This is a genomic window from Achromobacter sp. 10T422, assembly GCF_056394065.1.
The window spans coordinates 1-25,433 of record NZ_JBFTHD010000004.1 but is presented as its reverse complement, the minus strand read 5'-3'; the positions used below and the strand labels follow the sequence as shown (position 1 = coordinate 25,433).

21 protein-coding genes are annotated in these 25,433 nt (G+C 63.6%); 19 read left to right on the top strand and 2 right to left on the bottom strand.

Going from position 1 to position 25,433, the window contains the following annotated elements:
- The first annotated feature begins 11 nt into the window (after positions 1-11).
- Positions 12-224 carry a YbdD/YjiX family protein gene (locus AC1DB0_RS10670; protein ID WP_156336810.1) on the top strand — a complete coding sequence of 71 codons (213 nt, stop codon included), beginning with the start codon at positions 12-14 and terminating at the stop codon, positions 222-224.
- Between the two features lie 66 nt (positions 225-290).
- On the opposite strand, the gene AC1DB0_RS10665 is transcribed toward AC1DB0_RS10670, so the two are convergent.
- The gene (locus AC1DB0_RS10665; protein WP_476756866.1) at positions 291-1,460 is read right to left on the bottom strand and encodes an MFS transporter; all 1,170 of its coding nucleotides are present in this window, start codon (positions 1,458-1,460) and stop codon (positions 291-293) included.
- 204 nt (positions 1,461-1,664) lie between these two features.
- Here AC1DB0_RS10665 and AC1DB0_RS10660 point away from each other — a divergent pair, with 204 nt between their 5' ends.
- The 12 genes from AC1DB0_RS10660 to AC1DB0_RS10605 all read left to right on the top strand — a co-directional run bounded on the left by AC1DB0_RS10660 (position 1,665) and on the right by AC1DB0_RS10605 (position 14,710).
- The gene (locus AC1DB0_RS10660; RefSeq protein WP_054425687.1) at positions 1,665-2,459 is read left to right on the top strand and encodes an enoyl-CoA hydratase; all 795 of its coding nucleotides are present in this window, start codon (positions 1,665-1,667) and stop codon (positions 2,457-2,459) included.
- Positions 2,459-3,595 (top strand): CaiB/BaiF CoA transferase family protein, encoded by a 1,137-nt coding sequence (locus AC1DB0_RS10655; RefSeq protein WP_476756865.1) that lies wholly within the window; start codon positions 2,459-2,461, stop codon positions 3,593-3,595. The genes AC1DB0_RS10660 and AC1DB0_RS10655 overlap by 1 nt, the downstream gene beginning before the upstream one ends.
- Before the next feature lie 39 nt (positions 3,596-3,634).
- Positions 3,635-4,546, top strand: coding sequence for a LysR family transcriptional regulator (locus tag AC1DB0_RS10650; protein WP_054425683.1), 912 nt, complete (start codon positions 3,635-3,637; stop codon positions 4,544-4,546).
- 115 nt (positions 4,547-4,661) lie between these two features.
- Positions 4,662-5,669: a Bug family tripartite tricarboxylate transporter substrate binding protein gene (locus tag AC1DB0_RS10645; protein WP_476756863.1), complete on the top strand. Its 1,008-nt coding sequence runs from the start codon at positions 4,662-4,664 to the stop codon at positions 5,667-5,669.
- 159 nt (positions 5,670-5,828) lie between these two features.
- Positions 5,829-7,406, top strand: a complete 1,578-nt coding sequence (locus AC1DB0_RS10640; protein ID WP_175168491.1) for an ABC transporter substrate-binding protein — start codon at positions 5,829-5,831, stop codon at positions 7,404-7,406.
- 12 nt (positions 7,407-7,418) lie between these two features.
- Positions 7,419-8,387 (top strand): ABC transporter permease, encoded by a 969-nt coding sequence (locus AC1DB0_RS10635; protein WP_054425679.1) that lies wholly within the window; start codon positions 7,419-7,421, stop codon positions 8,385-8,387.
- Positions 8,384-9,283, top strand: coding sequence for an ABC transporter permease (locus AC1DB0_RS10630; protein ID WP_054425677.1), 900 nt, complete (start codon positions 8,384-8,386; stop codon positions 9,281-9,283). Before AC1DB0_RS10635 ends, AC1DB0_RS10630 begins: the two co-directional genes overlap by 4 nt.
- 8 nt (positions 9,284-9,291) lie before the next feature.
- Positions 9,292-10,326, top strand: coding sequence for an ABC transporter ATP-binding protein (locus AC1DB0_RS10625; protein ID WP_054426334.1), 1,035 nt, complete (start codon positions 9,292-9,294; stop codon positions 10,324-10,326).
- Entirely contained in the window at positions 10,323-11,348 is a 1,026-nt protein-coding gene (locus AC1DB0_RS10620) for an ABC transporter ATP-binding protein (RefSeq protein ID WP_175168492.1), read from the top strand. The genes AC1DB0_RS10625 and AC1DB0_RS10620 overlap by 4 nt, the downstream gene beginning before the upstream one ends.
- 25 nt (positions 11,349-11,373) lie before the next feature.
- Positions 11,374-13,056, top strand: a complete 1,683-nt coding sequence (locus AC1DB0_RS10615; protein WP_476756862.1) for an amidohydrolase — start codon at positions 11,374-11,376, stop codon at positions 13,054-13,056.
- A 1-nt stretch (position 13,057) separates the two neighbouring features.
- Entirely contained in the window at positions 13,058-14,116 is a 1,059-nt protein-coding gene (locus AC1DB0_RS10610) for a CobW family GTP-binding protein (RefSeq protein WP_476756861.1), read from the top strand.
- 42 nt (positions 14,117-14,158) lie between these two features.
- Positions 14,159-14,710, top strand: coding sequence for a Dps family protein (locus AC1DB0_RS10605; RefSeq protein WP_054425669.1), 552 nt, complete (start codon positions 14,159-14,161; stop codon positions 14,708-14,710).
- A 51-nt stretch (positions 14,711-14,761) separates the two neighbouring features.
- Here the strand turns inward: AC1DB0_RS10605 and AC1DB0_RS10600 are convergent, their stop codons facing one another.
- Complete coding sequence (locus tag AC1DB0_RS10600) at positions 14,762-15,184, bottom strand: hypothetical protein (protein ID WP_156336804.1); 423 nt, start codon at positions 15,182-15,184, stop codon at positions 14,762-14,764.
- Between the two features lie 149 nt (positions 15,185-15,333).
- On the opposite strand from AC1DB0_RS10600, the gene AC1DB0_RS10595 reads away from it, so the two are divergent.
- From AC1DB0_RS10595 to AC1DB0_RS10570, 6 genes are all read left to right on the top strand, one after another.
- Entirely contained in the window at positions 15,334-16,209 is an 876-nt protein-coding gene (locus tag AC1DB0_RS10595; protein WP_476756860.1) for a leucine-rich repeat domain-containing protein, read from the top strand.
- Between the two features lie 129 nt (positions 16,210-16,338).
- Positions 16,339-16,731: a hypothetical protein gene (locus AC1DB0_RS10590; RefSeq protein WP_254600386.1), complete on the top strand. Its 393-nt coding sequence runs from the start codon at positions 16,339-16,341 to the stop codon at positions 16,729-16,731.
- Positions 16,732-16,963: 232 nt separating this feature from the next.
- Positions 16,964-17,479 carry a hypothetical protein gene (locus AC1DB0_RS10585; protein WP_476756859.1) on the top strand — a complete coding sequence of 172 codons (516 nt, stop codon included), beginning with the start codon at positions 16,964-16,966 and terminating at the stop codon, positions 17,477-17,479.
- Between the two features lie 304 nt (positions 17,480-17,783).
- Positions 17,784-19,217, top strand: coding sequence for a TolC family outer membrane protein (locus AC1DB0_RS10580; RefSeq protein ID WP_425286173.1), 1,434 nt, complete (start codon positions 17,784-17,786; stop codon positions 19,215-19,217).
- Positions 19,218-19,242: 25 nt separating this feature from the next.
- Positions 19,243-19,899 carry a response regulator transcription factor gene (locus tag AC1DB0_RS10575; RefSeq protein ID WP_447981522.1) on the top strand — a complete coding sequence of 219 codons (657 nt, stop codon included), beginning with the start codon at positions 19,243-19,245 and terminating at the stop codon, positions 19,897-19,899.
- Between the two features lie 84 nt (positions 19,900-19,983).
- The coding region (locus tag AC1DB0_RS10570) for a retention module-containing protein (protein ID WP_476758656.1) at positions 19,984-25,433 on the top strand (5,450 nt) is incomplete at its 3' end.

The window sequence follows — 25,433 nt, the reverse complement described above, 5'->3', positions numbered from 1 at the left end:
GGAGGCGCCGCATGCTGTTTACCAACATGAGTTCGGCAGCCGGCGCCGCCGGCCGTTACCTGGGGCAGACGCTCCGGCTGATGGTCGGCGTGCCGGATTACGAAACGTATGTCGAGCATATGCGGCGTACCCATCCCGATCAGGAGCCGATGACTTACGAGGCTTTCTTCCGCGAGCGCCAGGACGCGCGCTACGGCGGAAAGAAACGGATCGGCTGCTGCTGATGACCATGAAAAAGCCACCGGGAACGGTGGCTTTTTTTGTGGGAATTTTTTGTCACCCCCGCTGCATCACCCCCGCCGCACTCTCTCCGCAAACAGCACCAGCGGAACTGCGCACACCGCACACACCGCCATCACCATGAAGCCGCCCGGCGCGTAGCTGCGATACAGCGCGCCGCCCAGCTGAATGCTGGCGAACATGAACACGCCGCCGGACAGCAGCGCATACAGCGCGATGGCCGACGTCTTGCACGCGGCCGGCACGTGGCGCGTGATGTACCACATGATGGCGGCGTTGTTGCCCGCCAGCGTGAAGCATTGCAGCAGTTGCAGCGCGGCGATCCAGGCCGGGTCCGTGGTGGCCGACAGGCCCGCCCAGCGGATGGCCGTCATCACCGCCGACGCCAAGATCAACCACTGCGCGCCCGTGCGAGCCAGGATCTTCGGCGCCAAGAAAAAGAACAGCACTTCGCTGCTGACGCCCACCACCCACAGCAGGGAAATCAGCGCGGTGGACAGGCCGCTGGCCGTCCAGTAAAGCGTGGAATACGAATACAGAAAGCCGTTGCTGGCCTGCACCAGCGAAGCCGCCGCAATGCACAGCAGCAGCGGGCGGTCGCGCAGCACTTCCCGCATGGGCAGGCGCACGCGTTCTACCGGCGCGTCGTCCGCGGCAGGGCGCGCGGCCTGCGGCAGCAGCCGCACGCAGGCCAGGCAGGCGATGATCAGCAGGATCGACAGCCACATGACCCAGTTGGTGTCGAAGGTCTTGATCAGATAGCCGCCCGCAACGGTGACCACCGCAAAGCCCAGCGACCCGCACGCCCGCATGATGGTGTAGGAATTGCCCTGCGTACGGCCGCTGGCGATCGCCATGCGGTCCATCAGCGGCAACACGGCGGGAAACACGGCGTTCAACAGCAGGGTGATCGCCAGCAGCCACGCCGGCGTCAGCGTGAACGGGTAGCAGACAAACAGCACCAGCGACGCCGCCAGCGCCGAAGCAATCAGCGCATGGGCACGGCCCGTCTGGTCGGCCACATGCGCCACGACGGGCGTCGACAAAATTTTAGGCAGGAACGAGGTGGCGACGATCAGCCCGATGGTGGCGGGGTCCAGCCCACGGCTGGCGAACCAAAGGGGTAGAAAGGGAATGCTGACACCCTGCAAGCCGTAATACAGGAAGTAGAACCCGTGCAACGCAATGGCGCCTTGTCTGGCGTCGGGATTGCCGCGCATAGCGATGAGTGAATCTGGCTGAGACGAAGCGCCGTAGGATACTCCTTTGCGGGGGGCGTCTCGGATGCCTGGATGAGCGCGCAGGGCGCCCCAGCTCAAAGCCCCCATTTATTCCATTCCAGACTTATTCCATGAAAATTACTTGTTTGTTGTGATCAAACCTCGCCATTAGCATCGGTAGTCACACCTCAAGCTGGAGCTTCCATGACTGCGCCCATTCCTTCTTTTTCTCACGCTCGCGTCACGCGCGATGAGCGTGGCGTCTATACCTTGCAGATTCACGACGCCAAGAGCCTGAACATTCTGGCGTCGGCGGTCACACTCAGTTTGATCGACGCGGCGCGCTGGATCGCAGCGCAAGAGGACGCCCGCGCCGTGGTCATCCGGGGTTCGGGCGACAGGGCTTTTGTGGGCGGCGCCAATATCTATGAGATGGCCGAGCTTGATCCCCAGGGCGCGCGCGCCTTCATCACGCGGTTGCGCGATCTTTGCGAGGCCGTGGCCGCCATTCCGGTTCCCACCATTGCGCGTCTGCCGGGCTTTTGTCTGGGCGCGGGCATGGAGCTAGCGGCGGCTTGCGACATCCGGCTGGCGTCGGCGGACGCCGTGTTTGGCATGCCGGAAGTGCGCGTCGGCATTCCGTCGGTGATTCACGCCGTGCTGTTGCCGGCGCTGATCGGACCTGGCCCGACCAATTGGCTGCTGCTCACCGGCGAGACGGTGGATGCGGCCCAGGCAAAGCAATGGGGCTTCCTGGAATTCGTTTGCGAGACGGGCGAACTGGATGCGCTAGTGGAACGCACGGTGGCGCCGATTGCGGCCAGCGGGCCGCGCGCGGTGCGTTCGCAAAAGGCGCTGCTGCGCTACTGGAGCGAATCAACCATCGAAGCCGGGCTGGACCGCAGCGTGGACGCCTTCGGCGACGCCTTCACCACCGACGAGCCGCGCCGCTACATGGAGCCTTTCCTGACGCGCAAGCAGCACGGGGAGCCCAAGTAATGGCAGGTCCGCTCCAGGGCGTGCGCATCATCGACATGACCTCTGTGGCGATGGGGCCGTACGCCACGCAGATTTTGGCCGACATGGGGGCCGAGGTCATCAAGGTCGAGGCGCCCGAGGGCGACGTGTTTCGCACGTCGGCCCCGGCCGCGCATGCCGGGATGGGGCCCGCCTATCTCAACCTGAATCGCAACAAATACAGCGTGACGCTGGACGCCAAGACGCCGGCCGATCGCGAAACGCTGCTGCGCCTGATCGATGACGCCGATGTCTTTGTATCGAACGTGCGTCCGGCAGCGCTGGCGCGGTTGGGGCTGGACGCGGACTCGCTGTGCGCACGCAACGCCCGTCTGATCCATTGTTCAGCGGTAGGGTTTGGCCAGAACGGGCCATACGCCGCGCGCCCCGCGTTCGACGACATCATCCAGGCCATGAGCGGGCTGGCGGATCTGCAAGGCCGCAACAGCGGCGCGCCCGCGTATGTGAACACCATTCTTGCCGACAAGGTGGCGGGGCTGACGCTGGCTTACGCCATCCCGATGGCGTTGTACGAGCGAGAGCGTTCGGGGCAGGGGCAGGCCATCGAGGTCCCCATGTTTGAAACGCTGGTGTCGTTCACGCTGGTCGAGCACCTGAGCGGCCACAGCTTTGTTCCGCCGCTTGGCCCCATGGGCTACAGCCGCGTGCTGTCGCCACAGCGCCGGCCCTACCGCACGCAGGATGGCTACCTGGCGCTGCTGCCGTATACCGACGCCCAATGGCGGCGTTTCTTCGCGCTGGCCCAGCGCCCCGATCTGGCGGCGGATGCGCGCTATGCCGACGCCGCGTCGCGCGCGCGCCATTTCGACGCGCTCTATCAGGATTTGGCTGACATCGTTGCGTTGCAAAGTACCGGCCAGTGGCTGGCGCTGCTGGCGGATGCCGATATTCCGCATTCGCGCGTCAATACGCCCGAAGCCCTGTTTGACGACCCGCACTTGCAGGCGACCGGATTTTTCCAGCGCGTGGACCATCCCAGCGAAGGGCCGTTGATGGCTTGCGGTATCCCCGTGCGCTTCTCGCGTACGCCAGGTGAAATCAGCCGGCAAGCCCCGCGCCAGGACGCCGATCGCGATATGCTCGTGCCTGCGCGCTAAGGCCGGCATGGCCGGCGGCGCCCCGCGGCGACTTCGACCATGAACATCACTCTTAAGCAATTGCGCGTCTTCTGCGCGCTGTACGAACTGCGCAGCTTCACGGCGGCCGCGCGGGCGGCCTTCGTGACGCAGTCGGCGGTCAGCAAACTGTGCGCCGAACTGGAAGCCGAAGTTGGCCAGCCGTTGTTCGAGCGTTCGACACGCAGCGTCACGCCGTGCGACGGCGCGGCAGATTTCTATGCCTATGCGCAAGAGATTCTGGGCACCGTGCGCGCCGCCGAGCGCAGCATGGCGGGCCTGCGCACGCTGGAACGCGGCACCGTGGGCGTGGCCACGTCCCCGCTCATGATGGCCGGCCTGCTGGGTGAGGTGGTGGCGGACTACCACCGCGCTCATCCCAGCGTGAAGCTGGACCTCTTTGAGCTCTCTACCGACGACACCATCGAACACGTGCGCAACGGGCGTGCAGACTTTGGCATCGTGTCGCTGGAGACGCCTTCGGAAGAGCTGACCACTCGGGTGATCTATCGCGACACCATGTACGCCGTGTGCGCGCCACGCCACGCGCTGACCCGCAAGCGTGCGGTGACGTGGGCGGATGTGGCCGCGCACGACCACATCATGCTGCGCAACGTCTACAGTGTGCGGCGCAGCCTGGACCGGGTGGCGGCTGACCTGAACCTGGAATTCCGGTATCGCATCGAGGCCGGCATGCTGATCTCGGTGCTGAAGCTGGTGGGTGCGGGGCTGGGCATCACAGTGGTGCCGGGCTATGCGTGCGACCTGGCGCGGCAGCTGGGTTTGCGCATTCTGGCCATTGATGGCGCTCGCAAGCATGGGCATGAACTTTGGCTTATCCAGCGCCGCAACGCGCGTTTGTCGTTGGCCGCGTCGGCCTTTCTAGCGCGCACGGAAGACTATCTGCGCCAACGGCAGAGCGCCGAGCATTAATCCTTGATTGGAATAAGTCTATGAAAATTAGTCCCTTGTTGGGATAAGCGCAGCGCGAGCATCATACGGGCATGCATTCAAGAGGGCCGACCCGCGGCCCCAACAGGAGACAAGCATGACTCGACCGTTCGGTGCACCGCGCCGCCGCCTGCTGGCAGCCAGCACCTTCACTGTTCTTGGCGCGTTGGGTGCACTGGGCGGCGTGCTGCCCTGGGCCGCCGCGCAAGCGCAATCGTCGTATCCCGACAAGCCCATCACCATCGTCGTGCCGTTCTCGCCGGGCAGCGCCACTGACACCAGCGCGCGCATCATTGCGGAAAAGCTGGGCCCGCGCATGAACGTGCCGGTGGTGATCGAGAACAAGCCGGGCGCCTCCGGCACGATCGGCTCGTCGTTCACCGCACGGGCGCAGCCCGACGGCTACACGCTGATTCTTACCAGCAGCTCGACGCACTCGGCCACGCCCGCCTTGTTTCGCAAGCTGCCGTTCGACCCTACGGGCGACTTCATCCATATCGTGCGCATCGCCACCATTCCGATGATGCTGGTGGTGCGCGATGATGCGCCCTACAAGACGCTGCCGGAACTGGTCAAGGCCACGCAGGCCAAGCCCTTGAACTACGCCTACGGCTCGCCCACCAGCCAGATTGCCGGCGCCACGTTCAACACGGTTGCCGGCGCCGCCGCCAACGGCGTGCCCTACAAGAGCCAGCCGCCGGCCGTGACGGATCTGCTGGGCGGCCACGTCGATTATCTTTTCGCCGACCTGTCTGTGGTGACCTCGTTCATGCAAAGCGGCAAGTTGCGCGGGCTGGCGTACACCGGTCATGAGCGCGCCAAGGCATTCCCAAGCGTGCCGACCCTTGCCGAGCTGGGCTACAAGAATTTTGACCTGGTGGTGTGGGTGGGCGTTGCCGCGCCGGCCAAGACGCCGGACGCCATCGTGCAGAAGCTCAACACGGAAGTTGCGGCGATTCTGCGCGAACCTGACGTGTTGCAGCGCTTCGAATCGCTGGGCATGCAGGTGTCGCCCAACACGGTGGCCGAACATCAGTCGTTCGCCCAGGCGCAGCGCCAGATCTGGACGCAGCGTGCCGTCGACGCAAAGATTGAACCGCAGTAAGCGCCGCGTTTCTTGTTGCGCTGCGCAGTGAAGCAATGATGAGCAGCCTGGTACCAGTGATTCCGGTGGTCTGGTACTAAGGCTTGCTTCATCGGGTCGCTACCCTTCGACCTAAGCCATCCAATGAATGGCTGATCGCAACACATCAAGGGGCAAATCATGCGCAGCGCTCGACAAGGCTTGGCCACGATTCTGATGGTGTTGGCGACGGCGGCAGGCGCCGCCGCTGCGCAAACACCCAAACCCGGCGGCACATTGGTGGTGGGGTCGACACAAGTGCCCCGGCACCTGAACGGCGCGGTGCAGTCGGGCACCGCCACCGCGTTGCCCAGCGCGCAATTGTTCGCCAGCCCCTTGCGCTACGACGCGGACTGGAAGCCGCAACCCTATCTGGCGGAATCGTGGGAGTTGGCGCCCGACGGCAAATCCCTGACGCTGCACCTGCGCAAAGACGCCGTATTTCACGACGGCAAACCCGTGACGTCCGCCGACGTGGCGTTCTCGGTGATGGCGGTAAAGAAGAACCACCCGTTTCAGACCATGCTTGCGCCGGTGCAAGCGGTAGATACGCCTGACGCCTACACCGCCGTGCTGCGCATGAGCCAGCCGCACCCGGCGATTCTGCTGGCTTTGTCGCCCGCATTGATGCCGGTGCTGCCCAAACACATCTACGACGATGGGCAGGACTTGAAGACGCATCCTCGAAACTCGGCGGATGTGGTGGGCTCAGGCCCGTTCAAGTTCAAGGAATTCAAGCCCGGCCAGGAGATCGTGCTGGAGCGCTTTGATAAATTCTTCTTGCCCGGAAAGCCCTACCTGGACCGGGTTGTCGTGAAGATCAATCCTGATGCAACAAACCTGCTGATCGGGTTGGAACGCGGTGACATTGCGGCCTTGCCGTTCATGACCGAACCCACCATTTTGCGGCGCGCAAAAGACAACCCCGCCATCGTCATGACCAGCCGTGGCTACGAAGGAATTGGTGCGCTGAGCTGGCTGGCCTTCAATACGGCGCGCAAACCCCTGAACGATGTGCGCGTGCGGCAGGCCATTGCGCATGCCACCGACAAGGGCTTCATCACCAAGGCGCTTAACGCGGGCTTTGCCAAGCCCGCCGACGGCCCGATTGTTGGCACCAGCCCCTTCGCCACGCCCGACGTCACGCGTTATCCGCTGGATTTGAAGAAATCCGAACAACTGCTGGAAGAGGCCGGCTTCAAAAAGGACGCCAAGGGCGAGCGCCTGACGCTGACGGTGGACTACATGCCGGGTTCTGACGTGCAGGGCAAGAACGTGGCGGAATACTTGCGCAGCCAGTTAAAGAAGGTGGGCATCGCGGTGCAGGTTCGCGCCTCGCCCGACTTTCCCACCTGGGCCAAGCGCATCGCCAGCCACGATTTCGACATGACGACGGACATTGTTTTCAACTGGGGCGACCCCGTCATTGGCGTGCACCGCACGTACTTGTCGAGCAACATCCGCGACATCATCTGGACCAACACCCAGTCCTACGCCAACCCGAAAGTCGACGCGCTGCTGGAGCAGGCGGGCACGGAGACCGATGTGGAAAAGCGCCGCGCGCTGTACGCGGAGTTCCAGCGCCTGGTAACGGAAGACGTGCCGATCGATTTTCTGACGGTCATTCCGTATCACACGCTGATGTCGAAGAAGGTGCACGGCATGCCCGAGGGGATCTGGGGCATGTTGTCGCCCCTGGACGACGTCTACCTTCAGTAGGACGGGGCCGCCATGTTGCGATTTATTTTTCGCCGGTTTGCCTATGCGGCCATCTTGCTGCTGGCCGTGGTGACGCTGAATTTTCTGCTGATCCATATTTCACCGGGCGATCCTGTTGAGACCATTGCAGGTTCGATGGGCGGCATCAGCGAAGACCTGCGCGCGCAGCTGCGCACGCAGTACGGGCTGGACAAGCCGTTTCTGGTGCAGTTGGGCCTGTATCTGTCGCAGGTGTTGCGCGGCGATCTGGGCTATTCGTACTTCTTCAACGTGCCGGTTGCGCAGCTGATCTGGGAACGCGTGCCGGCCACGCTGCTATTGGTCGTGACCTCTGTGCTCAGCGCATTCATCGTCGGCACGTTGCTGGGCACGCTGGCCGCCAGGAAGCCGAACGGGCCGCTGTCGCAAGGCATCACGCTGCTGTCGGTGGTGGGCTATTCCGCGCCGGTGTTCTGGACGGGCATCATCCTGATCATCCTGTTTGCGTCCGTGCTGCCGGTCTTTCCGGTGTCCGACATGCGGTCGGCCGGCGGGCCGCAAGACGGATGGGCGGGCGTGGTGGACGTGTTGCACCATCTGGCGCTGCCGGCGTTCACGCTGGCGTTTGTGTACCTGGCGCAATACAGCCGGCTGGCGCGCGCCAGCGTCATGGAAGCCCTGTCCGCTGACTACATCCGCACGGCCCGCGCCAAGGGGCTGCCCGAGCGCATCGTGCTGTACAAGCACGCCTTGCGCAACGGGGTGTTGCCGGTCGTGACGATGCTAGGCCTGCAATTTGGCAACGTGCTGGCTGGCGCGATCCTGGTGGAGACGGTTTTCAACTGGCCGGGGTTGGGCCGGCTGGCGTTTGATTCCGTGCTCAGGCGCGACTACCCGACGTTGCTGGGCATCCTGCTGTTCGCCTCGCTGCTGGTCGTGGTGATGAATCAGCTAACGGATCTGGCCTACCGGCTGATCGACCCGAGGATCAAGACATCATGAGCCAAGCGCCTTCCGCGATTCCCCTTGCTGTTGCCCCCGCGCCATCCCGCGCGCCGGCCCGGCAGTCCTATGAGGCCCTGCGCGTGTTTGCGCGCAATCCGTCGGCGATCATTGGCGTGCTGCTGCTGACGGTCATTCTGGCGGTGACGATCTTTGGCCCGATGCTGATGCAGGCAGACCCGTTTGAAATCGCCAGCGCACCGATGGAGCCGCCCGGTGGTGAAATGCTGCTAGGCACCGACTACCTGGGCCGCGATGTGTTGACCGGCATGGTCTACGGCGGCCGCGCAACGTTGCTGGTGGGCGTGGTGGCCGCGGTGCTGTCGATGGCCATTGGCCTGACGGTGGGTGCGTTGGCCGGCTACTACGGCGGCTGGGTGGACGAGACCCTGATGCGCATCACCGAGTTCTTTCAGGTCCTGCCCACCTTGCTCTTCGCGATGGTCTTGGTCACGCTGTTCTCGCCGTCGCTGGCGACCATTGCGGTGGCGATTGGCGTGGTCAGTTGGACGGGCACCGCGCGGCTGGCGCGCGGAGAATTTCTGCGCTTGAAGCGCCGCGAATACGTTCTGGCCGAACGCGTCATTGGGGCGGGCGATGCGCGCATCATCTGGCGCGTGATTTTGCCCAATGCGCTGGCGCCGCTGATCGTCTCGGCCACGCTCGCCATCGGCACCGCCATCCTCTTCGAAGCGGGCTTGTCGTTTTTGGGGCTGGGCGACCCGAACATCATGAGCTGGGGGCTGATGATTGGCAGCAACCGCCCGTACATCCTGACGGCGTGGTGGGCGGTGACATTGCCCGGCGCGGCCATCTTTCTGACGGTGCTGGCCGTGAGCCTGATTGGCGATGGCTTGAATGACGCATTGAATCCCAAGTCGCGAGGCCGGTCATGAACGCGCGCATGGAGGCAATACCGGAAGCGGACAGGGGGGAGCAAAGGGGCGTGCACAAGGGCGGCCCCGTGCTGGAGGTGGAGTCGCTAAGCCTGGAGTTCCGTTCGCGTGGACGCGTGGCAGAGGTCTTGAGCCAGGTCAGCTTCGAATTGCGCGCCGGCGAAACCCTGTGCCTGGTAGGCGAGTCTGGCTGCGGAAAAAGCATGACCGCCTTGGCCATCATGCGCTTGATCCCGGAGCTGGGCCGCATCGGCGCCGGCCGCGTGCGCTTATCGGGTGCGGATCTGGCCTTGCACGATGACGAAGCCATGCGGCGGGTGCGGGGCAACAAGATCTCGATGATTTTCCAGGAACCCATGACCGCGCTGAACCCGGTCTATACGGTGGGCGACCAGATTGCCGAGCCGCTGCGGCTGCATCAGGGGCTGAGCAAGGCCGAGGCCCGCACACGCGCTATTGGCATGCTGAAGTCGGTGGGCATTCCCGTGCCGGAGCGGCGGGTGGATGACTACCCGCATCAGATGTCTGGCGGCATGCGGCAGCGGGTAATGATCGCCATCGCGCTGGCCTGCGACCCCGACGTGCTGATTGCCGATGAACCGACCACCGCGCTGGATGTCACCGTGCAGGCGCAGATTTTCGATCTGCTTCGCGACCAGCAGGCGCGGCGTGGCACCGCCATGCTGTTGATCACTCACGATATGGGCGCGGTGTCGGAAATGGCCGACCGTGTTGTCGTGATGTACGGCGGGCGCGTGGTGGAGCAGGGCGGTGTGCGGCAGATTCTGACGCAACCCAGCCACCCGTATACGCAAGGCTTGATCGCCTGTCTGCCCGAGCTGGACCGCGAACCCGACGACGTGCGCCCGGACTTGCCCGAGATTCCCGGCGTGGTGCCATCCGTGTGGGATCGCGGCGTGGGTTGCCCTTTTCTGGATCGTTGCGGGCAGTCGCTTGCACGCTGCCGCAGCGAGTTTCCGCCCTTGACGTCTGTGGCGCAAGGCCAAGACGTGGCCTGTTGGCTTTACCAGGAGGCTTCATGATGGCGCAGCCGAATGTTCCCGCATTACTGTCCGTGCGCAACCTGGCCGTGCATTTTCCAGTAGGCGGCCGGGGCCGCGACGGCAAGCCCGTTGTGGTCAAGGCGGTTGATGGCGTGTCGTTCGATCTGGCCCGCGGACGCACGCTGGCCATCGTGGGCGAGTCCGGCTCCGGCAAGACCACCACGGCGCTGTCCGTGCTGCGCCTGGCAGACCCCACATCAGGCTCCATCCATTTCGACGGCACCGACTTGACCGCGTTGGGCGCATCGTCGATGCGGCAGATGCGCCGCCGTTTGCAATTGGTGTTCCAGGACCCGTATTCGTCGTTGAACCCGCGCCAGCGTGCCGAGGATATCGTGCGGGCGCCACTGGACCTGATGCATATCGACCCGCCTGGCGGACGCGCAGCGCGCGTGGCCAGCTTGTTTGAATTGGTGGGCTTGCGGCCCGAACAGCGCCAGTTGTTTCCGCATCAGTTTTCTGGCGGCCAGCGGCAGCGGCTGAACGTGGCGCGGGCGCTTGCCAGTGCGCCCGACCTGATCGTGTGCGACGAACCCGTGTCCGCACTCGACATCGCCATTCGCGCGCAGATCCTGAACCTGCTGCGCCGTATCCAGCGTGAGCAGAACCAGTCATTCCTGTTCATTTCGCACGACATGGCGGTGGTGGAACACATCTGCGACGACATCGCCGTGATGTACCTGGGCAAGATCATCGAGCAAGCCTCGCGCCAGGCCTTCTTCACGCGCCCGCTGCATCCCTACAGCGTGGCGCTGATGTCAGCGGTGCCCACCGTCAAGGGCGGGCGCGAATCGGCCGCCCGCCGCGTGCGGCTGATGGGCGATCCCCCCAGCCCGGTCAACCCGCCGCCCGGTTGCCGCTTTGCCGGACGATGCCCCGCCGCGCAAGCCGTCTGTTCCACGCACGAACCGGCATTGCGCGAAGTCGTATCGGGCCACCGTGTGGCCTGCCATTTTGTCGAAGTCCGCGACGGCGCCCTGGTGGCGCCGCTTGCCGGCTGAATCCAACCGTCAGAAGGAAGCATCGATGACCCGGCACGAAGGCATGAACGTAGGCCATCCCAGCAATGCCAAGGTGACGATCTACGCCGCCCGCAGCATCCTGACCATGAACCCGGCGCAGCCGCGCGCAACGCATGTGGCGGTGAAAGACGGCCGCATCCTGGGCGTGGGCAGTAAAGAAGACTTAGCCGGATGGGGGCCGTCGGAGGTTGACGACCGGTACGCGGACAAGGTTCTGATGCCCGGCCTGGTCGAAGGGCATTGCCACCTGCCGGAAGGCGGGATGTGGAAGTTCGTCTACGTGGGCTTCTACGACCGCCGTGGGCCCGATGGCCGGTTATGGAGTGGCCTGAAAAGCTTTGACGCGGTAGCGGGCCGCTTGCGCGAAGCCGAACGCAATCTGCCTGCGGGCGAAACGTTGATCGGCTGGGGTTTTGACCCCATCTTCTTCGATGGCCAGCGCATGCGCGTCCAGGACTTGGATGCGGTATCGAACACGCGGCCGATTGTCGTCATGCATGCCAGCATGCATTTGATGAACGTGAATTCGCCGATGTTGGCCCGCGCGGGTATCGACCGCGACACTGACATCGAAGGCGTGACCCGCATGGAAGATGGCCGCCCCAGTGGCGAGCTCTGTGAATTTGCGGCCATGTTCCCGGTGATGCGGCTGATCGGCAGCCCGTTCCGTACCGTAGGGCTGTCGGAAGACGGGCTGCGCATGTTCGGCAAGGTGGCGCAGTGGGCGGGCGTGACCACCGCGACGGATCTGCTCAATGAGCTGGGCGATGACGGTCTGGCGACGCTGGCGCGCATCACTGCCGAGGCCGACTATCCGGTGCGCATCGTGCCCGCCGCGTCGGCGTTGACGTATGCCGGCGACCCCGCGAAGTGCCTGGAAAAGCTGTCGGCCGCCAAGCGCTTGAACCACGACAAGCTGCACCTGGGCATGGTCAAACTGGTGGTGGATGGGTCCATCCAGGGGTTCACCGCGCGGGTGCGTTGGCCCGGTTACTACAACGGCGCGCCCAATGGCATCTGGGTGATTGCGCCCGCCGAGCTGGATGCCACCGTGCAGGCCTATCACGATGCAGGCGTGCAATTGCACATCCACACCAACGGCGACGAAGCCACGCAGCGCGCCATCGAAGCGGTAGACCTGGCCCTGCGCCGCACCCCGCGCCGTGACCACCGCCACACCTTGCAGCATTGCCAGATGGCCGACGCCGCCCAGTTCCGGCGCATGGCCAGCTTGGGTATGTGCGCCAATTTGTTCGCCAACCATCTGTACTACTGGGGCGATGCGCACTATGCGCTGACGATGGGGCCTGACCGCGCAAACCGCATGGACGCGTGTGCGTCGGCGGCGCGGGCCGGCGTGCCGTTTTCCATCCATTCAGACGCGCCGATCACGCCGCTTGGGCCCTTGTTCACCGCGTGGTGCGCCGTCAATCGTCAAACTGCCTCGGGCCGAATTCTTGGCGAGTCTGAGCGCATCAGCGTGGATGCGGCGCTGCACGCCGTCACCTTGGGCGCGGCCTACACCTTGCATATGGACCATCTGGTCGGTTCCATTGAAGTGGGCAAGTATGCGGATTTCTGCGTGTTGGGAGACGACCCCGCCACGGTGCCTGCCGAACGCCTGAAAGACGTCGCCGTGCTGGGCACGGTGGTGGGCGGCCGCCCGCTGTCGTTGGAAGGAGCCTGACATGGCGGCTTCCCATGCAGCGCGCATTCCGCTGACGGTGGTGGGCGGCTTTCTGGGGGCGGGCAAGACGACGTTGCTGAATCACGTCCTGCGTAATAGCCGCCGCCGTGCCGCGGTGTTGGTCAACGACTTCGGCCCTATCGACATCGACGCCGGGCTGCTTGCCGGGCGCGCGGATGAAGTGATCCGGCTGGCCAACGGCTGCGTCTGCTGCTCGATGGCGGGCGGTCTGGACGACGCCCTGGCGCGCGTGCTGGCGCTGGACCCCTTGCCAGAATGGATCGTGATCGAGGCTAGCGGCGTGTCGGACCCGTCCCGCATCGCGCAGGTCGGCATGTGCGACCCGCTGCTGCAACTGGAAGGCGTGGTGGTGCTGGTGGATGCGGCGAACGTGCGCGCATTGGCTTCTGACCCCTTGCTAAGCGACACCGTCGCGCGGCAGTTGCAGGCGGCGGATCTGCTGGTGCTGAACAAGACTGATCTGGTGACGCCCGACGCGCTGGGGCAGGTGAGGCAGTGGCTGAAAGACGAAACGCGTGGCGCGGCCATGGTCGAAACGCGGGAAGGGCGCGTGGACTTGCGGGGCTTGTCGGGTGAGGCAATACCCGCAGGGCATGCGTCCCATGATTGTGCGAAGGCGAACTGCGGCCACGGCGGGGGGCATTGTGGGGGGCATGGCGCAGGTCACGACGCAGGCTATGGCGGGGTCCATGGCGACCTCCATCAGGCCGCGCCCGACCATCCCTTCCAAAGCTGGTTCTGGGAGGCCCCGGCGGTGCTGAATGCCGATCAACTGGCGGGCCGGCTACGGGCCATGCCCAGGCAGTTGTTGCGGGCAAAGGGCTGGGTCAGGACGGATCGCCACGGGTGGGTGCTGGTGCAATGGGCGGGCCGCCGCGTGCGCTTCGACACGCAATCGACGCCGCCCGATGACCTTCCATCGCCGGGCATCGTGTTTATCGGCCTGCGTGATGGACCACAGGCGCACCCGGCATGGGCGTCACTTTGGCAAAGTTCGCTTTCAAATCAAGCGTCTAGTACCACTCATGGCGGCCGGTAGTTTGCAGTAGCATCAGATTTCCTGGAACTCATCTGGACTGCCATGGCCAAGAAACTGAATGAGAAAACCACCAAGACGCTGAAAGAGCGGCGCAAGCTGCCGCTGGCGACGCCCACCGATCTGGCGGCGGCCGCCACCCGCGATATCTCAGCCGCGCTGAACCAACTGTTGGCAGACGTGTTCGCGCTGTATCTGAAAACCAAGAACTTCCATTGGCACGTCAGCGGGCCGCATTTCCGTGACTACCACTTGCTGCTGGATGAGCAAGGCGACCAGCTGTTCGCCATGACCGATCCCCTTGCCGAACGCATCCGCAAGATTGGTGGCACCACGCTACGGTCGATCGGGCATATCTCGCGCATGCAGCGGGTGTCTGACAATGACGCCGATTACGTCCAGCCGCTGGATATGCTGGCCGAGCTGCGCGAAGACAACAAAATGCTGGCGGCCGCGCTACGCGAGGCCCACAACATTACCGACGAGCACCGCGACATCGCCAGTTCCAGCCTGATCGAAAACTGGATCGACGAAACCGAACGGCGCACGTGGTTCCTGTTTGAAGCCAGCCGTCAGGGCGATTCAACGGGTCATTGATACCGGGCTAGGCTATTGACGGGGCCACGTGGTGGCCCCGCTTCATGCTGATTACCGCGCCTTGTCCTGCGATTGGCCGGTCATCATGTAGTACTTGGCGCGCGCCACACCTTCATCGGCATGCGGCTTGCATTGCCAATCCTTCAAACCGCACCAGGCTTGGGTCGAGATGCGATACCGGCCATTGCCCATCGGCTCGCGGGTGATGCGATACGCCAGCCCGTAATACCCTTTGTCCGGATACTCGGTCTCGATCAGGTTCGAGGTTTCGGCCATGACGCGCCACCGGGAATTATTCGCCACGTAGTAAATGCCGCGTTCCCAAACCAGTTTGCACTCGGATGCCTCGTTGCAATACAGAGGCGTATCCAACGCTTTTTGCAGTTCCGGGGAAAGTGTGGCGGGACGAGGGCCGGCCACGCAACCCGACAGCAGGGCGGCGGCAGCAAGTATTGCAAGACGGGGATGTGTCATGAAGATCTCCTGGTGGCGGCACCGGCAGCATTCTATAGAAAGTCGGTTAAATGGGGGACCGCTCGGTAACTAAATGACATACATCGGGCGCCTAAGAATGTGTCGAACATGAACGTAAACTGGTGCTCCAACATTCACCGGAAAGCCGCATGTCATTCGTCCCGTTTTCGACGCCGCAGCCCGGCCGCGATCAAACCTGGGGGTTGATGCATAGCCGTCAGGGTGCGCAATTGCAGGTGCCGAACAAACCCGTGGTGTTTTACGACGCGCCGCCGGATGCGGCCACGCTGGCTCAGATTGAATCCGTGCATGTCTGGGCGCCGCACGGCGATCCGTTGACCGAAATGCCCGCACTCATCGCGCGGCTGCCATCCTTGGTGGATTTATCCATGGGGCCGGGCGCCATCGACCCCAGTGTCATGACGGGCTTGCGCGCGGACATGTTTCCCGACAGCCTGCGCCACCTTTCCCTGCATCCCAGTCAAAACACTTACACGTGGAAGGGCGGCGCGATGCCCAGGCTGGAGTCCCTGACCGTGGGGGCGGCGTTGCGATTTGAACCGGAAGATTTTCCGGCATTGATGTCGCTAACGGCGGTTCCGGATCGGCGCGGCGTCATGTTGGATCGGGCATTGCAACTGCCGCTTAAGGAACTGAACCTGTGGAACGTGCCGGTCGATGCGTCAGTGTTCGATCGTCTTGCGCGATTGCAGCTGGTGGCGCTTGGCTTGGTTAACGGCCGTACCTTGGACACCCTGGCAGGTATAGAACAGCTTGGCGGATTGCGGTCGCTGCAGGTGAAGAACCAAGGAATATTGCACACGATTCGTCCCATTGCCGCGCTATCGAATTTGGAGAAGCTGAACATTCAGTACTGCAAGCGAATTGCCGACATTGACGTGTTGGGGGATCTGTCTCAACTACAAGAGCTCACGCTGGTGGGTTGCGGCGATGTCGGTCTAGGTAAGTTGGAAGAGACGTTGCGTGGGCGCTTGCGGCGCTCGAATATTGCGGCAACGACGTGATCGCGGTGGGTGATACACACTGTTGCATCGGCTCATAAACCCATTACACGGCTTAAGGCATATTGCTCCCGCTTTGATCGTCACATGCCGTGGCGCAAACCCCATCCCCTTTTTGTGTTGGAGCTTAAATTGCAAATTCTCAAGCAAGCTTGCGCCATTGTTTTGCATCGCCGTCAGGCCGTTCTGCTTGCGGCCGCGCTGACCTTGAGTGGCGGCGCTGCCGTGGCCCAGCAGGCGACGCCGGGTCAGATGCCGGGTCAAATGCCGAACATGGCGGCGCTAAGCGGCCAGATGCACGCCGCCGCCGAGTACTGCAACGCTTATACGGCCGCGCAGCTTGAGCAGATGAAGCAGCAGCAGAGGGCAGCGACAAGCGCTCAAGGCATGGCCGCCGCCGATTTCGATTCCACTTTCTCGCAGTCCTACACCGCGGCCAAGGGTCAACTGGCTTCGCTCAGTGCCGCCGATAAGGAAAAGACCTGCGCGCAATTGAAGGCCATGTCGGCGGCGCGCCCGCAATAAGCGCGGCGCGAGCGCCCATCCAGCCCACTACGTCAATCGGAGAGTTATGGATTGCATTAATGGCGCGACGTTCGAGATGGCGTTCGACAAAGGCAGATCCCATTTTCACGATCTGAATTTGCATGACTGCACGTTCGACAATTGTGGATTGTCGATGGTGAAGATTCCCGAAAATATGTCGCGCGTGCAGGGCGTGCGGATCTCGAAATGCCGTGCTGTTAATTCGGAGATCATGCCGTGCATCTTCGAGGATGTGGTGGTGGAAGAACTATCCACCAACCCTATCCTGCTGGTGTGGGCCGGGTTCTTTCGCCGCGTCAAACTCGTCGGCAAAATCGGCAAGCTCAATCTGAATCTGGCGCCCACTGCGTTCTGCAAGGACGTGGGCCTGCTTGAACGTTTCGAGACGGCGCGCGCGGCGTTTTACGCGCAGACGGATTGGGCGCTGGATATCAGCGAAGCCAAGCTGCTTGGGCTGCGCTGCGAAGGCGTGCCATTGCATTTGATCAAGCGCGACCCGCAGACGCAGGTGATCGTTGATAAGGGGGGGCGCTACGCGGGTCATCACGCGCTGGAACCTGGCTTTGCGCAAGCTTTTCCCCTGGCTCACAGCGTCTTGCAGAGCTTCGATGCGTCCAGCGATTCCACGCGGTTGCTGACCGTGTCGCTGGCGGCGCCCAAAGCCCGGCGCGAAGAAGAGCGCGGCGCCATCGCCGAGTTGCGTACGTTGGGGTTTCTAGAAGACTGATATTAAAGCGAAGAATAGATAATCAATTAATAATATTCGCAAGCATGTTCGGCAATAATGGGAAATAAAACGAATTATTAGTATTAGCAATTAATGCCACGTACAATCCCGTCCTGATCAGCGATGTTAAGCATTATTGCGCGACAAAGTCAGCGTTCTGAAGGCGGGTAGGGCCGGGCATTTTTGGGTTCTGTTTGCATGGGCTGGGTGCGCGTAATTTCCACCATTTCATTTGGTTTACTTGCGCATACTTAATATGAATTCGCCTTTGCTCAGACGTTCGGTTTCGGTGTTTGCCTTGGTCATGGCTCCCACCGCATTTGCACAAGCCCCTGTGCCCCCTGCGGCGCCCGGCGCCCAGCCGGCGATCACCCTGAACCAGATCGTTGAGCAGACGCTGCTTAGCAATCCCGAAATCCAAGCCAAGTACCACGACTTTCAAGCGTCGCTGGAAGGGCAGGCCGTGGCGCGCGCCGCCTTCTTTCCGCAGATCAATGCCCAGGGTTACGTCGGCCGCGAATACCGCAGCAACGTGCCGGGTGTGGGCTCGCAGAACTGGAGCCGCCCGGGCTACAACGTCGAACTGCGCCAGCTGATTTTTGACGGCTTCCGCACCAATAACGACGTCAAGCAAGCCGGTTTCGACAAGCTTGCGCGTTTCTATGACGTGCTGGCCACCAGCGACAGCACCGCGTTTGCCGCTGTGCAGGCCTATATCGACCTGCAACGCTATCGCGACATGGAACTGCTGGCCCGCCAGAACTATTCCCTGCACGAAGAAACGCTCAAGCAGATTGGCGAGCGCACCGAATCGGGCGTTGGCCGCCGGGTTGATCTGGAACAGGCGGGCGGCCGTTTGTCGCTGGCGCAGACCAACCTGATGACGGAAACCGCCAACCTGCTGGACGTGCAGCAGCGCTTTCAGCGCGTCACCGGCGCCTTCCCGCCAGACGCCATGCAGCCGCCGCCCGACGTCGGCGACAAGCTTCCGGTTAAACCGGGCAGCTTCAACGAATCGCTGCGCCGCAACCCCAGCTTCCTGTCCAAGCAAGCGGGCCTGCAAGCGGCCGAAGCAGGCGTGGCGTCGTCCAAGGGCGCGTACTCGCCGAAGTTTGAATTCGTGGCTTCTACTGGCCGCGATCAGAACGACCCCACGCCGCAAAACCGCGACATCCAGAGCACCAGCGTGCAGGTGGTGGCGAACTACAACCTGTACCGCGGGGGCGCCGATGCCGCGCGCATTCGTCAAACGACCGCGCAGTCTTACGCCGCGCGCGACATTCGCGACTACACCTGCCGCAACGTGCAGCAAGACCTGGCCGTGGCCTGGAACAACATCCAGAGCCTGAGCCAGAAGCTGCCGTTCCTGCGTGACCACGAACTGGCCACCACCAAAGTGCGCGACGCCTATCGCCAGCAATTCCAGATCGGCCAGCGTTCGCTGCTGGACTTGCTGGACACCGAAAACGAATTGTTCGAATCGCGCCGCGCGCTGACCAATGGGCTGTACGACCTGAAGCTTGCGCAGTACCGCTGGCTGGCGCTGTCGCATGCGCTGTTGCCCGCGTTGTCGCTGCAACCGGCGCGCAATGAAATGCCTGAAGAAAACGGCCAAATGGTGGTGGCTGACGAAGTGATCAAGCAGTGCAACTCGACGGTGCCCGACGAGGCGCGTCTGGCTCCGGTGCGTATGCAAACCAGCGAAGCCTCGCCGGCCGCGTTGTCGCGTGCCCGATGAACACGCAACCGAGCAGGACGCACTGATGAAGCCCACTCCCGTCTTGTTGATCACGCATGACGATCTGCTCTGGCGCCACTGGAGCGCGCTTGACGCTGCGCGCTGGCTGCCGGTGCGCGGGGCTGCGCTGTCGGATTTGCAAGGCTGGCGCGAACAGGGCCGCTCACTTGTCGTGTTGGACACGGGTGTGCCTGGCCTCCCGCCCTGGAACGCGCCCGCGTGGAGCGCCACGATGACGGGGCTGCGGCTGGTGGTCGCCAGCCCGCATCCCAGCGATGAAGAGGGCACACGCGTGTTGGCGGCCGGGGCGCATGGCTACCGGCACAGCCATGCGCCGGTGACGTCTCTGGCGCAAACGCTTGAGGTGGTGGCGTCCGACGGCATCTGGATGGGCCGCTCGTTAGTGACCCGTCTGCTCAAGATGGTGTCCGAGCATGGCGAAGAGTCCGAAGCGTGGGACGGCGGCCTCTTGACCGACCGCGAAGTCACCGTTGCTGAATGCGCCGCGAGCGGGCAAGCGAACGCGCAAATCGCCGATCAACTCGGCATCACCGAGCGCACGGTGAAGGCGCATCTTTCGTCGGCCTTCGACAAGCTCAAGGTCTCGGACCGCTTGCAGCTTGCGCTGTTGGTGCATGGAATTTCTGCACGTCCGACGCCCCGCGCAAGGGCAATCAGCTGACATTGTCCTTACGGACAATATCGCATTCCTGCGAGCCTAGGTAGTATCCGGTCATCTTCGATAACCTCCTGAAATGGAATCGTTATGGCCAATACTTCTCCCGCTGTCGTCAACGAAATCACCGGTCGTGCCTGGATTCGCAATAGCGATGGCTCTCTGACTGAACTTCACCAAGGCAGCAAGGTTCCGGCCGGCAGCGACGTCGTCACGGCGTCGGGCGCAACGGTTTCGCTTCAAGTTGAAAACGGCATGCCGATCGTGATCGGCGAAGGCCGTGAAGTCGCTATCAGCCCCGACATGGGCGGCCCGCTTGCCGACCCGTCCGAAGCCGCCGTGACACCGCCTTCGGGCACGGATTCGGATCGCCTGCTGGCCGCGCTGCAAGCTGGCCGCGACCCGTTCGATGACCTGGACCCCACCGCTGCCATCGTGGCGGGCGGCGGCGATGCCGGCGGCAGCAGCTTCGTGCGCCTGGCCCGCATCCTGGAAACCACCACGCCGCTGGATCTGGCGTATCCCAACCCGGCGCGCGGCGACGATACGCTGAATCGCGTGTCGGGCGCAGGCGCGACCGGCGACGGCGACGCCGCCGCGACGCCGACGCTGAACAATGCGCCGGTTGCGTTGGACGACGCGGGCCGCGGTGAGCAAAGCGCCGAAGTGCGCGGCAATTTGCTGTCCAACGACACGGACCCCGATGGCGACCCGCTGGCGATCGTGTCGGTCAGCGGCCGCGCGATGACGCCGGCCGGTGTCACCGTGACTGGCTCCAACGGCGGCACGTTCACCGTGCTGCCCGACGGCAGCTATGTGTTCACGCCGGGCAACCAGTACGTGTCGCTTGCCGCCGGTGAAACCGCCACCAGCACGATCTCCTACACGATCACCGACCCCAGCGGCGCGACGTCCACGGCCACGCTGGTCGTGACGATTACCGGCACCAACGATGGTCCGGTTTCTACCGCCATCTCCGACGTGTCGGGCGTGGACGCGCAGACGGGCATCAGCGTTGATGTGTCGAGCAACTTCTCTGACATCGACACCAGCGACAAGCTGACCTATTCCGCCACCGGCCTGCCGCCGGGCCTGAGCATCGATCCCAACACCGGCATCATCACCGGCACGATCGACCATTCTGCATCGCAAGGCGGCGCCAACGGCGTCTACACGGTCACCGTCACCGCCACGGACCCCGCTGGCGCAAGCACCTCGCAGGCGTTCGAGTGGGACGTGACCAACCCCGCACCCACGGCCGTGAATGACACGGGCAGCACGGACGAAGACGTCACGCTGAACGTCAATGCACAAAATGGCGTGCTGGCCAACGACACGGACCCGGACGGCGACACGCTGACGGTCTCGCAAGTGAACGGCAACGCCGCCAACGTCGGCACGGCGGTGGCCGGTTCCGGCGGCGGCACCTTCACGCTGAACGCCGATGGTTCGTACACCTTCAACCCGGGCTCGGCCTTCAATTCGCTCGCAGCTGGCCAAAGCGCGACCTCGTCGCTGACCTACACCGTTTCGGACGGTGAGGGCGGCACGTCGACCGCCACGCTGACGGTCACGATCACCGGCACCAACGACGCGCCGACGCTGATTCCCGACGTCATCCTTGCCAACCAGAACAGCAACGACGGCCAGGCGATTACCCCGGTCGACATCTCCGGCCAGTTCACCGACGTGGACAATGGCGACGTGCTGACGTATTCGGCCTCGGGCCTGCCGCCCGGGCTGACCATTGATCCGGCCACCGGCATCATCACCGGCACGCTGGACCGCTCGGCGTCGCAAGGCGGTACGGATGGCTTGTACATCGTGACCATCACCGCCACCGACAAGAGCGGCGCCTCGGTCACGCAAGACTTCGCGTGGGACGTCAATAACCCGGCGCCGACCGCCGTCAACGACGAAGGCGGCACCGACCAAGGCGTCACGCTGACGGTTGATGCGGCGAATGGCGTGCTGACGAACGACACCGACCCCGACGGCGACACCCTGACGGTGTCGCAAGTGAACGGCAACGCCGCCAATGTCGGCGCCGCCATCGCCGGCTCCAACGGTGGCACGTTCACGCTGAACGCCGACGGTTCCTACACCTTCAATCCGGGTTCCGCGTTCAACTCGCTGGCCGCCGGCCAAACGACCACGTCCTCGATCACGTACACGGTCTCGGACGGCGAGGGCGGCTTCAGCTCGGCAACGCTGACGGTTGAAATCACCGGCACCAACGACGCGCCCACGGCCATCGCGCTGGACAACCGCGACAACATGGACGGCGACACCGTGACGGTCAGCGTCGCGGGCGCATTCAGCGATATCGACACGGGCGACGTCCTGACGTATTCGGTCGACCACATCCCCGGCGGCCTGACGTTCGACACGGCAACCGGCACGTTTACCGGCACGTTCGCGAACTGGGCGTCGGACCACACCAACACCGGCGTGAAGGGCGAGTACCTGATCACCGTCACCGCCACCGACAAGTCGGGCGCATCGGTGACGCAGACCTTCCTGTGGAAGGTGGGCAACCCCGAGCCGATCGCCACCGATGACAACGGCGCCACGTCGCAAGACAACGTGCTGGTTGTCGACCACCGCACCGAAGGCGTGCTGGGCAATGACGTTGACCCCGACGGCGACGCGCTGAGCGTGTCGCACGTCAACGGCAACGCGGCGGGCGTAGGCGCGGCCGTGGCAGGTTCCAACGGCGGCACCTTCACGCTGAATGCGGACGGAACGTACACCTTCAATCCGGGCGGTGCATTCAATTCGCTGGGCGTCGGCCAGACGACCACCACGTCGATCACCTACACGGTGTCCGACGCGCAAGGCGCGACGGACACGGCGACGCTGACGATCACCATCACTGGTACGAACGACACGCCGACGTTGACGCCGGGTGTCACGCTCGACGATCAAAACAGCGACGACGGCCAGGCGATTGCGCCGGTTGATATCTCTGGCCAATTCACGGATGTGGATTCTGGGGACGTGCTGACGTACTCGGCAACGGGCCTGCCGCCTGGACTGAGCATCGATCCCGCCACCGGCATCATCACCGGCACGCTGGACCGCTCGGCTTCGCAAGGTGGTACGGATGGCGTGTATAGCGTCACCATCACCGCCACCGACAAGGCTGGCGCATCCGTCACGCAAGACTTCTCGTGGGACGTCAAGAACCCGGCTCCGACCGCCGTCAACGACGAAGGCGATACCGACCAAGGTGCATCGCTGAACGTTGACGCCGCAAACGGCGTACTGACCAACGACACCGATCCGGACGGCGACACGCTGACGGTCTCGCAAGTCAACGGCAACGCCGCGAATGTCGGCACGGCCATCACCGGTTCCAACGGCGGCACGTTCACGCTGAACGCCGACGGCTCCTACACGTTCAACCCGGGTTCCGCGTTCAATTCCCTGGGCGTTGATCAAACCGCAACGTCTTCGATTACCTACACCGTTTCCGACGGTGAAGGCGGCACCTCGACGGCGACGCTGACCGTCACGATCACCGGCACGAACGACACCCCCACGCTGACCCCGGGCGTCACGCTCGACGACCAGAACAGCAACGACGGCCAAGCGATTACGCCGGTCGATATCTCCGGCCAGTTCACCGACGTGGACACCGGCGACGTGCTGACGTACTCCGCCACGGGCCTGCCGCCCGGCCTGACCATCGACCCTGCCACCGGCATCATCACCGGCACGCTGGACCGCTCGGCCTCGCAAGGTGGCACCGACGGCGTGTACACCGTCACCATCACCGCCACTGACAAGGCTGGCGCTTCGGTTACGCAAGATTTCTCGTGGGACGTCAAGAACCCGGCTCCGACCGCCGTCAACGACGAAGGCGATACGAACCAAGGTGCATCGCTGAACGTCGACGCCGCCAACGGCGTACTGACCAACGATACCGATCCGGATGGCGATACCCTGACCGTCTCGCAAGTCAACGGCAACGTCGCCAACGTCGGCACCGCCATCACCGGTTCCAACGGCGGCACGTTCACGCTGAACGCCGACGGCTCCTACACGTTCAACCCGGGTTCCGCGTTCAACTCGCTGGGCGTTGATCAAACTGCAACGTCGTCGATCACCTACACCGTCTCTGACGGCGAAGGCGGCACGTCGACGGCGACCCTGACCATCACGATCACCGGCACGAACGACACGCCGACGCTGACCCCGGGCGTCACCCTTGACGATCAAAACAGCAACGACGGCCAAGCCATTACCCCGGTCGATATCTCCGGCCAGTTCACCGACGTGGATACCGGCGATGTGCTGACGTACTCCGCTACCGGCCTGCCGCCTGGACTGACGATTGATCCTGCCACCGGCATCATCACCGGCACGCTGGACCGCTCGGCGTCGCAAGGCGGTACGGATGGTGTCTACTCCGTCACGATTACGGCTACCGACAAGAGCGGTGCTTCGGTCACGCAAGACTTCTCGTGGGACGTCAAGAACCCGGCTCCGACCGCCGTCAACGACGAAGGCGATACGGAGCAGGGTGCATCGCTGAACGTTGACGCCGCTAATGGCGTATTGACCAACGACACCGATCCGGACGGCGACACGCTGACCGTCTCGCAAGTGAACGGCAACGCCGCCAACGTCGGCACCGCCATCACCGGTTCTAACGGCGGCACGTTCACGCTGAACGCCGACGGCTCCTACACGTTCAACCCGGGTTCCGCGTTCAATTCCCTGGGCGTTGATCAAACCGCGACGTCGTCGATCACCTACACCGTCTCCGACGGCGAAGGCGGCACGTCGACCGCGACCTTGACGGTCACGATCACCGGTACGAACGACACGCCGACGCTGACCCCGGGCGTCACCCTCGACGATCAAAACAGCAACGACGGCCAAGCCATCACCCCGGTCGATATCTCCGGCCAGTTCACCGACGTGGACTCGGGCGATGTGCTGACGTACTCCGCTACCGGCCTGCCGCCTGGACTGACGATTGATCCTGCCACCGGCATCATCACCGGCACGCTGGATCGCTCGGCCTCGCAAGGTGGTACGGATGGTGTCTACTCCGTCACGATTACGGCTACCGACAAGAGCGGTGCTTCGGTCACGCAAGATTTCTCGTGGGACGTCAAGAACCCGGCACCGACCGCGGTCAACGACGAAGGCGATACGGAGCAGGGCGCATCGTTGTCTGTCGACGCCGCCAACGGCGTACTGACCAACGATACCGATCCGGATGGCGATACCCTGACCGTCTCGCAAGTCAACGGCAACGCCGCCAACGTCGGCACCGCCATCACCGGTTCCAACGGCGGCACGTTCACGCTGAACGCCGACGGCTCCTACACGTTCAACCCGGGTTCCGCGTTCAATTCCCTGGGCGTTGATCAAACCGCGACGTCGTCGATCACCTACACCGTTTCCGACGGTGAAGGCGGCACGTCGACCGCGACCCTGACGGTCACGATCACCGGCACGAACGACACCCCGACGCTGACCCCGGGCGTGACGCTCGACGTGACGCTCGACGATCAAAACAGCAA